The organism is Duganella sp. Dugasp78 (assembly GCF_059491455.1).
In genome coordinates, this window is record NZ_CP168506.1 from 1,483,232 (window position 1) to 1,495,965 (window position 12,734).

Here is a 12,734-nt window from a genome sequence, read left to right on the forward strand (position 1 = left end):
CAGGTTTGGCCCGGGGGTTTCAGCCGTCGCTGCGCAGGGCGGCGATCGGATCGAGCGCGGCGGCCTGGCGTGCGGGGAAGACGCCGAACGCCAGCCCCACACCGACGCACAGCAGCACCGCCACAATCAAACTCAGCGGCGACCAGGCCACCGACCATCCGGCCAGCGCGGCAATGCTGTAGGCCGCGACCGCGCCCAGCACCACACCCAGCAAGGCGCCGCTGACGGCGATCACCAGCGCCTCCGCCAGGAACTGCTCGACCACGTCGCGCCGCCGCGCGCCCAGCGCCCGCTTCAAGCCCACTTCCCGCCGCCGCTCCAGCACGTTGGCCAGCATGATGTTCATGATGCCGATGCCGCCCACCAGCAACGATACCGCCGCGATCGAACTCATGACGATGGTGAAGATCCGCTGCGTCTGCTGGTTCTGGCGATACAGCCCCATCGGCACGATCAGGTTGGTGTCGTCGGCGCCGCCATGGCGTTGCGCGATCAGCGCCTGCAGCACGCGCGCCGCGCTGTCCGGCGCCACGCCGGCGCCCAGGCGCACGCTGATGCCGTCCACCTCGTCCTCGATGCGCTTGAAGACGAAACGCGCGCGCCCCGTCTCCCACGCCACGAACAGGCGCTCGTCATCCAGCCCCAGCTTGACGCCTTCGAAATCGGACTTGCTCTGCGCGCGGTCGGCCAGCACGCCGACCACTTCCAGCCACACATGGTTGAGCTTGACCCGCTGGCCGATCGCCGCACCGTCGCCGAACAAGGTGCGCGCCAGCCGCGCGCCGACCACGCACACCGGCGCCAGCGTGGCGCCGTCCTGCGCCGCCAGCCAGCGGCCGCTGGCCACCTGCAGCCCGCCGTGCGCCGCGTACGACGGCGAGACGGCATAGGCGCGGCCCGCCACCACCTTGTCGCCCAGCACCAGCTGGTCGACCTTGATTTCCTTCTTCAGCGCCACCGACTGCGCGCCCGGCACCACCGACAGCGCCGCGTCGGCGTCGGCGGCGGACAGCCCCAGCGAGCGCGCGCGGATTTCCTTCAGCTGCTCGGGCGCGATGGCCTTGCTTTCGATGAGCACATTGTCCAGGCCCAGCTCGGCCACCAGCCGCAGCGCCTCGCGCTTGCTGCCCTCGCCCACCGCCAGCATGGCGACGATGGCGGCCACGCCGAAGATCATGCCCAGCAGCGTGAGCCCGGTGCGCAGCTTGCGCCGCTGCAGTTCGGTCACGGCCTCCCGTATCAATGCCACGTTCATGATTTCACCGCCGTCGATGGCGGCAGCAGCACGATGCGCGCGCCGGCCGTCAATCCGCTTTTGAGTTCGCTGCGCACCGGACCGCGCTGGCCCAGTTCGATCTTGTGGCGCACCGGCTTGCCCTGCTCGTCGGTGTAGACGGCGTAACCCGCGCCCTCCTGCACCAGCGCCAGGTTGGGCACGGTCAGCGCGGCCGGCCGCGTCACCAGCTGCACCGTGCCGCGCAGCGCCTGCCCCGGCTTCAGACCCAGCTTGAGCGCGGCGTCGTTGGGGATGGCGGCGTCGAAGTCGCTGTACTTGACCGGCGATTCGGCCGAGGTGGTGCTGGCGCTGCTGCCGACCCGGGTGACCGTCAGGGTCAGCGCGGTGCCGGTGCCGGCCAGCCGCGCCTGCACCGGCAACCCGGCCTTCAGGCCGAAGGCCTGGCCCTCGGCCACGGTGAAGTGCGCCACCAGCTGATGCAGGTCCGGCAGCGTGCCGAACTCCTGCCCGGCCGACTGGCTGGAGCCGATCTCCGGCTTGGCACCGTCCCAGCGCGGCACCAGCAGGAACACGCCGTCGTGCGGCGCCACCAGTTCCAGCGCGTCCAGGCTGTCGCGGTTGCGCTTGGCCGTCTGCGCCACGCTGTCGCGCTGCGAATGCAGCACCGCGTCCTGCGCCGCCGTGCGCGCCTGCGCCTGGCCGCCTTTCCAGTCCAGGTAGCGGCGCTTGGTGCTGAGGAAGCCGATGTCGGCCAGCGTGTCGAGCATGGTGTTGCGGGAGAAGATGGGCAGGTCGACGTTGGCGTAGCGCTGGCTCAGGCCCAGGTCGTCCTCGACCTTGGCGCGCTCGCCGGCCAGCGTGCTGCGCTCGACCGAGGCGTTGCCGGTGTTGCCGGCCTCGGCGATGGTCTTGCGCAGCAGTTCCAGTTCGGCCTGCGACAGCTCCATGCGCGCCTGCGGCGCGTCGAAACGCGCCACCACGTCGCCCTTGCGGACGGCGCTGCCGTCGGCCACCATGTCCACCAGCACGCGGCTGCTCCAGCCGCTGCCCGGCACGGTCAGCGCGGTGCTGGCGGCGGCCTTGATTTCGCCGTCCACCGTCAGCGTTTCGGCCCACGGCCGCGCGGCCAGGGTTTCGATGGCGCCCGGCGCGGTCGCGACGTCGCCGCCGCAGCCGGCCAGCGCCAGCAACATCAATGAGCAGCAGGTTTTGTTCATGGCCTGGCTTCCTTGCCGCGCGCGTCGGCCACCAGCACCGCTTGCACGGCGGCGCCCGGTTTGAGGCCGGCCGGCGCGCCGTCAAACTGCAGTTCGAGATTGCGCACAATGGTCGATTGCGCGGTGGATTTGCCATGGAAGGTGCGCCCCAGCGCCACCACGTGCGCGCTCAGCGACTGGTTGGTGCCCGGCACGGTCACGCGGGCCTGCTGGCCGATGCGCACGTTCGACGCCTGCGCTTCCGGCACGGTGGCGTTGATGTACAGCTGGTCCGGGTCGGCCAGCGTGGCGACCGACAGGCCCATCCACACCTGGCTGCCGACGGTGACTTTTTCGCCCGTGAAGGTGGTGCGGTACATCAGCAGCCCCTTGCGCGGCGCCAGCACGGTCAGCGCGGCCTGGCCCTTGGTCAGCGCGGCCAGCTGCTGCTGCAGGTCCGCCACTTCCGCCTGCAGGCCGGTGAGTTCGGCCCGGCGCGCGCGGATCTGCACGGCGCGCTGCTCCACCGCCAGCCTGGCCAGCGCGGTCTTTTCCGTGCGCTCGATGACCAGCTTGTCGTAGTCGACGCGGCGGATCAGCTCCTTGGGCTGGCTGGCCTTGCGCTCGGCCTTTTCGGCATTGCTTTGCGCCTCGGCCACGGCCAGCTCGCTGGCGCGGTCGGCCTCGGCCTGGTCGAGCAGCAGCTTGTCCAGCGCGCTCTGCTTTTCCCGCAGCTGGCCTTGCTGCTGCATCAGCTGGGTGGTCACCTCGCCCGATTCGAATTGCGCGATCGGCTGGCCGGCGTTGACCAGCGCGCCCTCGGGGGCAATGCTGGCCAGCTTGTACTGCCACACATACGGGATGGCCGGCGGCGACACCGGCAGCGCCTGGCGCGAGGCGATCTCGCCCTCAATGGCCGGCGGCTCGGCGGCGACCGCCGGCTGGCGCGCAGCGGCTGCGGCGGCGTGCGGTTCGGCGAACACGCTCATCCCCGCCACCAGCGGCAGGCCGTGCCCTTCCGGCAGGCTGACCTTGACACGGAAGTAGCGTCCGCTGCCCCAGCTGGCGCGCGCTTCCGGCGCGCTGGTGATGGCGGCGATCTTGCCGATCAACGCGGCGCCGGGCAAGGCGTCAAAGCGCAGGCTGAGATCCTGGCCTTCGGACAGGTAGGGACGGTCTGCCTCCAGCACCCAGGCCGTGACCGACATCTGGCTGTCGCCCTGCACCACGCCGGCGGCGTTGCCGGGCCAGGCCGATGAGCCTTCCTCGAAGCGTTCGCCCCGCCACGGGCTGTAGCCGTGCACCACCACGCCGTCGCGCGCGGCGCGCACTTCGGACTGCTTGAGCTGGGCGGTCTGGAAGGCCAGGTTGATCTGCATTTTCTTCACTTCCAGCTCGCCGTCCTCGCGCCGGCGCACCACGGACTGCCGGTAGTTGTCGCGCGCTTCGAGCTTGGTCGCCAGGTCGCGGGTGGCGCGGTCCAGCTCGGCCTGGTAGCGGTCGTAGTTCAGCGCCGAGATCTGCACCTTGGGCAACACCGCGTCCACCTTGGCCTTGGCCAGCGCGGCCTCGGCGCTGATCAGCGCTTTCTCGGTGTCGATGGCGCCCGCCTCGAGGGTGGCGGTGTCGCGGTCGACGCGGGCGATGGTGCGGTCCAGTTCGGTCTTCAGGCGGTCGATGTTGGCGGCGCCGCCGGTTTCGATGCGCAACACCACATCTCCGGCCTTGACCTGCGTGCCCTCGGCCACGAAGTTGCGCAGCACCACCGGCGACGAATTCGACGGCGGCACGGCGATGGTTTGTGTGTCCAGCGCTTCGACTTCGCCGGTCAGCAGCACCGGACGCACGGTGGGAGCCTGGGCGGCGCCGGCGCTGGACGATGCCGGCCGCGCCGGCGCCGGGGTGGTGGACGACACGGCGGCGGCGATGCCGGCCGCCAGCAGCGGCACGGCGCACAGCACGGCGATGGTGGAACGCTTCAGGCGCAGTGTCATATGCAGCCTCATGCGGCAGCCTGGTCGATGCGGCCGTCGCGCAGGTGGATGGTGCGCTGGGCGCCGGCGGCGATGGCCGGATCGTGCGTGACCAGCACCAGCGTCTGGCCGCCCGCGTGCAGCTCCTTCAGCAGCGCCAGCACGTCGGCGGCGCTTTTGGAATCGAGGTTGCCGGTCGGTTCGTCGGCCAGCAGCAGCGCCGGACGGTTGAGCAGCGCGCGGGCGATCGCGGCGCGCTGCAACTGGCCGCCGGACAGCTGGCCCGGCAAGTGGCCGGTGCGCTCGCCCAGGCCGATGCGCTCCAGCAGCGCGAGCGCGCGGCCGGCCGCTTCGGGATCGGCCGCGCGGGCATAGCGCTGCGGCAGCAGCACGTTCTCCAGCACGGTCAGGCGCGGCAGCAGGTGGAAGGATTGGAACACGAAGCCGATGCGGCGGTTGCGCACCTCGGAGGCGGCGTCATCGTCGAGGGCGCTGATCTCGTCCTCGGCCAGGCGGTAGCGGCCGCTGTCGGGACGGTCCAGCGCGCCGAGCACGTTGAGCAAGGTGGACTTGCCGGAGCCGGACGGCCCCATGATGGCGACGAACTCGCCGGGCGCGATATGCAGGTCGATGCCGTCCAGCGCACGGATGTCGTTGCCGCCCTGGCGGTAGGTCTTGCGAATCTCGCGGAGCTCTATCATCGGGGCAGTATCTGCGCCGATGATAGATTTGTCAATTCACCAATTTGTCTTTTGGAGTAACAATTTAACCCAAGTACCAACGCGATTTGCTGGCCGCGGCACTTAGGGGTCAGACCCCGTACGGGGTCCGACCCCGCTTGGCCGTGCGGGGTTATTCGACCGTGACCTTAGCGTCCGGCGCCGCGCGAATACTCGGGGAACATTTCCTTGAGCAAGAAGGCGATCAATTCCTTCTCGTCTTCCTTGCGCGCGCTCATCGTCACCGTTTTGCCCAGGCGGCGCGATTCCCATTCGAAATCGCCCGGCTTTTCCTTGCGGATGATCTTGACCATTTCCTTGGCCACGGCGGTTTCGATATCCTGCTCGGCGCCCTGCTCGACGTGGATCTGCTGCAGCCAGCGGCGCTTGAAGTTGGTGTTCCAGCCGCGGAATTTCACGTCGGCGCTGTGGTAGCTCTTCTCGACCGAGAAGATGCCGCCGGTGTCGTCCTTGTCGGCGCCACTGGTGCGGCCCTGCGCGCCGGCGATATTGCCCTTGGCGATGCGCAGCGAGCGTTCGGCGTCGGTCTCGGCCGGGGCGCTCGGCGCCGGTTGCGGATTGTTGGCCTCGCGCGCGGCGCGGCGCTTGGCGATCATCTCGGACATGTCCTGTTCGGGCGGCGGCGTCATCGTCGCCTGCACCGGCGGCACATAGGTCTCCAGCTTGGGGCGGATGGCGGCCGGCGCGTCCTTGGTGGCGACCTGCTTGCGCGGCGGCGGCGGCTTGGTGGCCTTGGCCACCTCGGGTTTCTTCTGCTGCGGCTTGTTCTGCGGCTTGTCCGGCAGCGGCGCGATGTAGACCATCACCCCGCCCTTGGGCGGCGCCGAATGCGTGTTCTTCGGCGTGGGCGACATGAAGTAGTACAGCACACCCAGCAGGTGCAAGGCGATGGAAATGCCGACGCCGATACGGTTGGACTGCGATTTACGATCCCATGCGGCGAACCGCTCCCCAGCCTCAGGCAAGCGCTGGCCGCAAGTTTCGCAATATTCGGAATTTGCAGAAAGTATATGGGAATCGTGATGCAAAATAGCAAACCTTGGTTGGAACGAAGTCGACAAAATGCGGCCATAGTGCCAGAGTCCCGCAGTTTTGGGAACCGCCCGGCAGGCCCATGATAACGCGCCGGACGGCGGCGCGCGCGCTCCAGGGTATCTGAGAGGAATAGCTTACAAGCTCCGCGTCTTGATGGGTGTTACCGTATGTATCAACCGGCTTTACAAAGTGACATGGCGCGTGGCCGTCGAGGGCGCCGGGGCGGCAGCGTGGCGGGCGTCCGGCTGGGGGACGGTGTCCATCCGGGCCACCATGGCCTGCACGCAGCGCTCGGCGTCCAGCACCTGGCGCGAGCGCATTTGCGGCCGCGGCAAGGCGTGCGTGTAGTAGTGCGCCCCTTCGACCAGGTAGCCCAGCGCCCAGAGGTTGCGGGACGGCTGGCCGAACTCGTCGCGCGGCTGGCCGGCGGCGTCGATGTCGATGCCGCCAGGGTGGAAACTGCCGTTGTAATACGGCCGCACCAAGCCCCGCTTGAGAACATTACGGATAAGTAAGGAATCGTCGAGGGCGGGGAAAAAGCCGTCCAGGCGGGCAATCAGCAACACATCGAACGGGTGCTTGACGGTGCCGCCGTCGAATTGCGTGCTCAGCACGTAGGTCGCGTTTCGCTCGTCGAGCTCGATGCTGCTGTGCGGGCCGGAGACCAGCTCGATCACGCCGGCCTCCATCAGCGCCAGCAGTTCCTGGTTGCGCCGCAGCGGCGGCCCGAAGGCGATGCGGTTGATGGCCGGGTGGTAGACGTCGAGGAAGCGGCGGTGCGAGGCCGGCGTCAAGCCGCCGTGTTCGATCGCCGCCTGCAAGGTGGCGCGCGCGTCGCGCAGCACGTCGGTGGCGGCCTTGGTCGCACTGCCAACATTGCCCAGCCTGGCTTCCGCCAGATCGTCGCGCAGCCAGCTGACGAAGAATTCACGGAACGCGTCCAGCGTGGCGAACTGGCGCCCGCGCAGCGGGAACAGCAGCTGCTCGATCAGCGCGTCGTCCGCGGCGCTCAGCCGGAAGCTGGCGGGGTCGGGAGCGGCGCCGTCGGGCTCGGCCGCGGCCAGCGTGCTGCGGTAAACCCAGGCCATTTCGCGCTTGAGCAGCGGCAGCAGCTCGCGCTCGAAGTCCAGCTGGCGGCTGCCGCGCGAAGCCAGCGCCAGCCGGCGCAGCGCGGCCACCGCGTCCGGCGTGAAGTAGTGCGGCTGGTGACGGCCGTCCAGTCCCTTCTGGTTGACGCCGCGCGCGGCGGCCGGCAGGCAGTTGCGCGAGCACAGGGTCAGCTGCGGCTCGCCGCCTGAGCGTTCGTAGCGCAGGCCGTCTTCGCCCTGCACGAAGGCGCCGCCCCGCCCCACCGTCAGCTCGGCGATGATGTCGTGCGCGCTCAGGCCCAGGCCCTGGATGGCGACGCGCGCGCCGGCGCCGATGCCGTCGAGCTGCGCCAGCGGGTAGGCGTGGCGCACGAAGGCCAGGCGGCTGTTGTGGCGCGCGTGCGCCTGCGCGAAGCCGGCCAGCTTCTCGTCGAGCTCGCTGGGCTGGTTGCGGCCGTGGCCGGTGGTCAGGAAGACGAAATCGCTGTGCACCTGGTAGCCGGTGTCGAGCTCGACGGTGTAACCGCCGTCCGCGTTGCGCCACAGGTCGCTGGCGCGCAGGCGATGGTGGCTCAGGCGCACGCTGGACGGCAGCGCGGCGGCGATCCGGCGGTAAGCCCAGGCCAGGTATTCGCCCAGCAGGCTGCGCGGCAAATAGTCGGCCTCGGTGATGGCGGCGCCGCCGTGCTCGCCCAGCCGGTAGTAGCGCTCGCCCACGCGGCGGTAGCCGGCCTGGCGCGCCCAGTCCGTCAGCGAGGGTGTGGCGCACAGCGGCGCCTGCTGCACGGCGCCGGGGGCGGGAAACAAGGTGACCTGGCTGGCGATGGTGTTGATCAGCAGATGCTGCGGCTGGCGCGTGCTGTGCACGCCGGGACCGCAGTCGCCGGGTTCGATCAGGTGGATGTCGAGCGGTAGTTGGCGGCCGGCGGCGATGGCGGCCATGCGTTCAAATGCGCTGAGCCCGCGCGGGCCCATGCCGATGATGGTGACACTGTAGCGTTTCATCTGCAACCGTCCTTTATCATGGTCAACTTGCCCATGATAAAGAAGCAGTCTTCAAAGCAACTTGCTACGGCTCAATGCTTCACGGTGTTCACGGCCTTCAGTGGTACGGCGTGCACGCCGGCGGCGGCCGGCACGTCGCCGGCGACCAGCTCGGCGTCGCTCATCGGGCCGGTGCCGCTGTACTTGTCGAGGAACAGGTAGATCACCGGCGTGATGTACAGCGTGATCACTTGCGAGAAGATCAGGCCGCCGACCACGGCCAGGCCCAGCGGCTGGCGCAGCTCGGCGCCGGCGCCCAGGCCCAGCGCGATCGGCAAGGCGCCCATCAGCGCGGCCATGGTGGTCATCATGATCGGCCGGAAGCGCAGCACGCAGGCTTCGCGGATCGCCTCGGCCGGCGTGCGCCCTTCGTTGCGCTGCACGTGCAGCGCGAAGTCGATCATCATGATGGCGTTCTTCTTGACGATACCGATCAGCATCAGGATGCCGATGATGGCGATCATCGTCAGGTCCAGGTTGAACAGGCGCAGCGTCAGCAAGGCGCCCACCGCGGCCGACGGCAGGCCGGCCAGGATGGTCAGCGGGTGGATGTAGCTCTCGTACAGCACGCCCAGCAGCACGTAGATCACGCCCAGCGCGGCGATGATCAGGATCAGCTGGCTGCCCTGCGAGCTCTGGAACACGGCCGCGTCGCCGCCGTAGTTGGTGATGATCGACGGCGGCAGGTGCATCTCCTGGCCCATCTGGTCGATCTTGGCGGTGGCCTTGCCCAGCGGGACGTCCGGCGCCAGGTTGAACGACAGCGTGATCGCCTGCAGCTGGCCCTGGTGGTTGACGGCGGTCGGGCCGATGGTGCGCTCGACCGTGGCAAAGCTGGACAGCTGCACCAGGTTGCCGCTCTTATTACGCACCGAGATGCGGGTCAGCGCGTCATCGAACTGGCGGTCGGCGGTGGCCGCTTCCAGGATCACGTAGTAGCTGGCGGCCGGCGAGTAGATGGTCGACACCTGGCGCTCGCCGAAGGCCAGGTAAAGCGCGGTGCGGATGTCGCCGATGGCCACGCCGAGGTTGTTGGCCTTGTCGCGGTCTATCCTCAGCGACGCCTGCAGGCCCTTGTTCTGCGAATCGCTGGTGACGTCGCGGAAGTCGGGATCGGCGCGCAGCTTGTCGAGGTATTTTTGCGCCCAGTCGTTGAGCGCGCCGGGGCTGACCGATTGCAGCGTGTACTGGTAGCGGCTCTTGGACTGGCGCCCGCCCAGCTGCAGGTTCTGCACCGGGCTCAGGTAGACGGAGATGCCGGCCACCGACTTGGTGGCCTTGCGCAGGCTGTCCAATACTTGCGGCATTTTCTGGCGCTGGTCGCGCGGCTTGAGCACCAGGAACATGCGGCCGCTATTGCCGCCGCCGACAAACGAGGTCACGTCCTGCACATTGGGGTCGGCCTTGATCACGGCGGCCACGCGCTCCTGCAATTCCATCAGCGAGGACGAGGAGATGTCTTCCGACGCCTCGGTGGTGACGCGGATCTGGCCCAGGTCTTCCTCCGGGAAGAAGCCTTTCGGGATGGTGATGTACAGCACCGCCGTCAGCGCGAAGGTGCCGATGGCCGCCAGCAGCACGATGTAGCGGTGGTGCAGCGCGACGTCCAGCGTGCGCACGTAGCCGTTGCGCAGCGCGGTGAAGCCGGCCTCGAACCAGCGGCCGATGAAGCCGCCCTTGTCGTGCTCGGGATCGACGGCGTCGGCCGGCAGCAGGCGGCTGGCCAGCATCGGCACCAGCATCAGCGACACCGCCGCCGACACCAGCACCGACAACGCCACCACCACGGCGAATTCATGGAACATCAGGCCGATCACGCCCGGCATGAAGAAGATCGGGATGAACACGGCCACCAGCGAGACCGAGATCGAGACGATCGTGAAGCCCATTTCCCTGGCGCCCACCAGCGCGGCTTGCAAGGGCTTCTTGCCGAGCTCAATGTGGCGCACGATGTTCTCCAGCACCACGATGGCGTCGTCGACCACCAGGCCGACCGCCAGTGTGATGCCGAGCAGCGAAACGTTGTCGAGGCTGTAACCGAAGGCGTATAGCAAGGCCAGCGCGCCCAGCAGCGAGATCGGCATGGTGATGGCTGGGATGAAGGTGGCGGCCGCGCGGCGCAGGAACAGGAAGATCACCAGCACCACCAGGAAGATGGTCAGCAGCAAGGTCAGGTTGACGTCGTGGATGGCTTCGCGGATCGACACCGAACGGTCGTTGACCAGGTTGATGTTGATCGACGCCGGCAGCTGGTTCTTGAAGCGCGGCAGCAGGCGGCGCACGCCGTCGACCACCTGCACGGTGTTGGCGTCCGGCTGGCGCTGCACCAGCAGCACGATGGAGCGCTCGCCGTTGTAGCTGCCGGCGGTCTTGACCGACTGGAAGCTGTCCTCCACCGTCGCCACATCCTTCAGGCGCACCGGCTGGCCGTTGCGCTGGGCGACGATCAGCTCGGCGAACTCGGAGGCCTTCATCAGCTGGGCGTTGCCCTGGATGGTCAGCGTCTGGCTCGGACCGTCCAATATCCCCAGCGGCGTGTTGGCGTTGGCCGACTTGATCGCCTGCTGCAATTCATCGAGCGTCAGGTTGCGGGCGTTCATCAGCTCGGACTTGGCGCGCACGCGCACGGCGAAGCGCTTCTGGCCGTTGACGCTGACCTGTGCCACGCCCGGCAAGGTCGACAGGCTGGGGGCGATCAGGTTCTCGGCGTAGTCGTTGAGCTCGGCCAGGGTCAGCGACGGCGAGTTCATGGTCATGAACAGCACCGGGGCGTCGGCCGGGTTGACCTTGCGGTAGGACGGCAGGTCGGTCATCTCGATCGGCAACTGGCGCTGGGCGCGCAGCAGCGCGGCCTGCACGTCGACCGCCGCCTCGTTGACGTTGACGCTGGGGTCGAACTCCAGGGTCAGCGAGGAGTTGCCCAGCGTGTTGGTGGAGGTGATCAGCGACAGGCCGGCGATGGTGGAGAACTGCTTTTCCAGCGGCAGCGCGACGGACGAGGCCATGGTGTCCGGCGCGGCGCCCGGCAGGTCGGCCGAGACGTTGATGACCGGGGTGTTGTAGCTCGGCAGCGCGGCCACCGGAATGTAGAAATACGACAGCACGCCGGCCAGGATCAGGGTCAGCGACAGCAGCACCACCATCACCGGACGGCGGATGCATAACTCGGAAAGGTTCATGGCCTAGCCTTTCTGCTTGGTCGTGTCGGCGGGCTTGTCGGCCCCGGCGATACGCACCTTGCCGCCCGGCCGCAGGTTTTGCTTGCCGTCGACGATGACTTTCTCGTTGCCGCTCAAGCCGGACACGGCGGCGTTGTCGCCAAACGCGTACAGGCGCTTGATGTTGACCACCTTGGCGGACTGGTCGGCATCGACCGCGTAGATGAAGGTGCCGCGGGTGTTGCTAATGATAGCGTTTTGCGGAATCACCATGGCATCTTTCAACACCTGCGAGATGAGCTTGGTGTTGACGTACTGGCCCGGCCACAAATTGGTGTCCTTGTTGTCGAACTGGGCTTTCACGCGGATCACGCCGGCGACCGGATCGACCGTGTTGTCGATGAAGCTCAGGGCGCCGCTGAGCTCCTTGTCGGAGTTGGCCAGCACCACCTTGACCGGCACCGCGCCCGCGCGCTGCGCCTGCAGCAGGCCGGCCAGCGCGGACTCCGGCAAGGTGAAGGAGACCGTGATCGGATCGAGCTGGGTGATGGTGGTCAGCGAGGTGGCCAGTTGCACCAGGCTGCCCGGATAGACGTTGATGGCGCCGACGCGGCCGTTCATCGGCGCGCGGATCGCGGTGTGGCTGGCGTCGACGCCGACCGAGCGGGCGGCGGCCACGTCGGATTGCAGCAGCGCGCGCGCGGCATCGACCTGGCTCCTGAGCGTGTCGACCGCGCCCTGGGCGATGAAGCCCTTGGCCAGCAGTTCCATCGAGCGCTTGTACTGGCGCTCGTAGTCGGCCAGCGCGGCCTGGTCGCGCGCGACCTGGGCCTGGGCCTTGTCGAGGTTGGCACGCTCGCTGCGGTCGTCCAGCGTGAACATCAGCTCGCCGGATTTGACGAACTGCCCTTCCTTGATGTGCACCTTGGCGATGGTGCTGGTGGTTTGCGGATGCAGGTCCACCGTGCTGATCGGGGTGACGGTGCCGTTGGCTTGCAGGACCACCGGCACATCCTGGCGCACCGGCGCGATGACGCTGACGGTGATCGGGCCCTGCGCGCCCGGTCCACCGGCGGTTTTCGACGGTTCAGCTGCGCGGTGCGTCATGGTCCAGACGCCACCACCGACCACCACGATGGCGCCGACCAGGAATGCTAAGGAAGATTTTTTCATTATTTTTTGAACTAGGTTTACCGTCGAAAAACATTGCCGCCCTGCACAAGGCGGAATATTGTCGCACAGTATTTACGTGGAAAACCACGC

General features: G+C 68.1%; 8 protein-coding genes. All 8 read right to left on the reverse strand.

What is annotated here, in order from left to right:
* Positions 1–19: 19 nt before the first annotated feature.
* A complete protein-coding gene (locus tag ACEN9O_RS06585) occupies positions 20–1,255 on the reverse strand; it encodes an ABC transporter permease (RefSeq protein WP_495616820.1) in 1,236 nt (411 codons plus the stop codon).
* Positions 1,252–2,454: an efflux RND transporter periplasmic adaptor subunit gene (locus ACEN9O_RS06590; RefSeq protein WP_495616821.1), complete on the reverse strand. Its 1,203-nt coding sequence runs from the start codon at positions 2,452–2,454 to the stop codon at positions 1,252–1,254. The genes ACEN9O_RS06585 and ACEN9O_RS06590 overlap by 4 nt, the downstream gene beginning before the upstream one ends.
* On the reverse strand, positions 2,451–4,427 hold the full coding sequence (locus tag ACEN9O_RS06595) for an HlyD family secretion protein (protein WP_495616822.1): 1,977 nt from the start codon (positions 4,425–4,427) through the stop codon (positions 2,451–2,453). The genes ACEN9O_RS06590 and ACEN9O_RS06595 overlap by 4 nt, the downstream gene beginning before the upstream one ends.
* An 8-nt stretch (positions 4,428–4,435) precedes the next feature.
* Positions 4,436–5,107, reverse strand: a complete 672-nt coding sequence (locus ACEN9O_RS06600; protein ID WP_495616823.1) for an ABC transporter ATP-binding protein — start codon at positions 5,105–5,107, stop codon at positions 4,436–4,438.
* Between the two features lie 167 nt (positions 5,108–5,274).
* A complete protein-coding gene (locus tag ACEN9O_RS06605; protein WP_495616824.1) occupies positions 5,275–6,111 on the reverse strand; it encodes a hypothetical protein in 837 nt (278 codons plus the stop codon).
* Between the two features lie 252 nt (positions 6,112–6,363).
* On the reverse strand, positions 6,364–8,274 hold the full coding sequence (locus ACEN9O_RS06610; protein WP_495616825.1) for an FAD/NAD(P)-binding protein: 1,911 nt from the start codon (positions 8,272–8,274) through the stop codon (positions 6,364–6,366).
* A 71-nt stretch (positions 8,275–8,345) separates the two neighbouring features.
* A complete protein-coding gene (locus tag ACEN9O_RS06615) occupies positions 8,346–11,492 on the reverse strand; it encodes an efflux RND transporter permease subunit (RefSeq protein ID WP_495616826.1) in 3,147 nt (1,048 codons plus the stop codon).
* Between the two features lie 3 nt (positions 11,493–11,495).
* On the reverse strand, positions 11,496–12,644 hold the full coding sequence (locus ACEN9O_RS06620; RefSeq protein WP_495616827.1) for an efflux RND transporter periplasmic adaptor subunit: 1,149 nt from the start codon (positions 12,642–12,644) through the stop codon (positions 11,496–11,498).
* Between the last annotated feature and the right edge of the window lie 90 nt (positions 12,645–12,734).

What these genes read in the sequence shown, in the direction of transcription:
- ACEN9O_RS06585 (WP_495616820.1), bottom strand. Translation starts at nt 1,255, where the DNA reads ATGAACGTGGCATTGATACGGGAGGCCGTGACCGAACTGCAGCGGCGC.
- ACEN9O_RS06590 (WP_495616821.1), bottom strand. Translation starts at nt 2,454, where the DNA reads ATGAACAAAACCTGCTGCTCATTGATGTTGCTGGCGCTGGCCGGCTGC.
- ACEN9O_RS06595 (WP_495616822.1), bottom strand. Translation starts at nt 4,427, where the DNA reads ATGACACTGCGCCTGAAGCGTTCCACCATCGCCGTGCTGTGCGCCGTG.
- ACEN9O_RS06600 (WP_495616823.1), bottom strand. Translation starts at nt 5,107, where the DNA reads ATGATAGAGCTCCGCGAGATTCGCAAGACCTACCGCCAGGGCGGCAAC.
- ACEN9O_RS06610 (WP_495616825.1), bottom strand. Translation starts at nt 8,274, where the DNA reads ATGAAACGCTACAGTGTCACCATCATCGGCATGGGCCCGCGCGGGCTC.
- ACEN9O_RS06615 (WP_495616826.1), bottom strand. Translation starts at nt 11,492, where the DNA reads ATGAACCTTTCCGAGTTATGCATCCGCCGTCCGGTGATGGTGGTGCTG.
- ACEN9O_RS06620 (WP_495616827.1), bottom strand. Translation starts at nt 12,644, where the DNA reads ATGAAAAAATCTTCCTTAGCATTCCTGGTCGGCGCCATCGTGGTGGTC.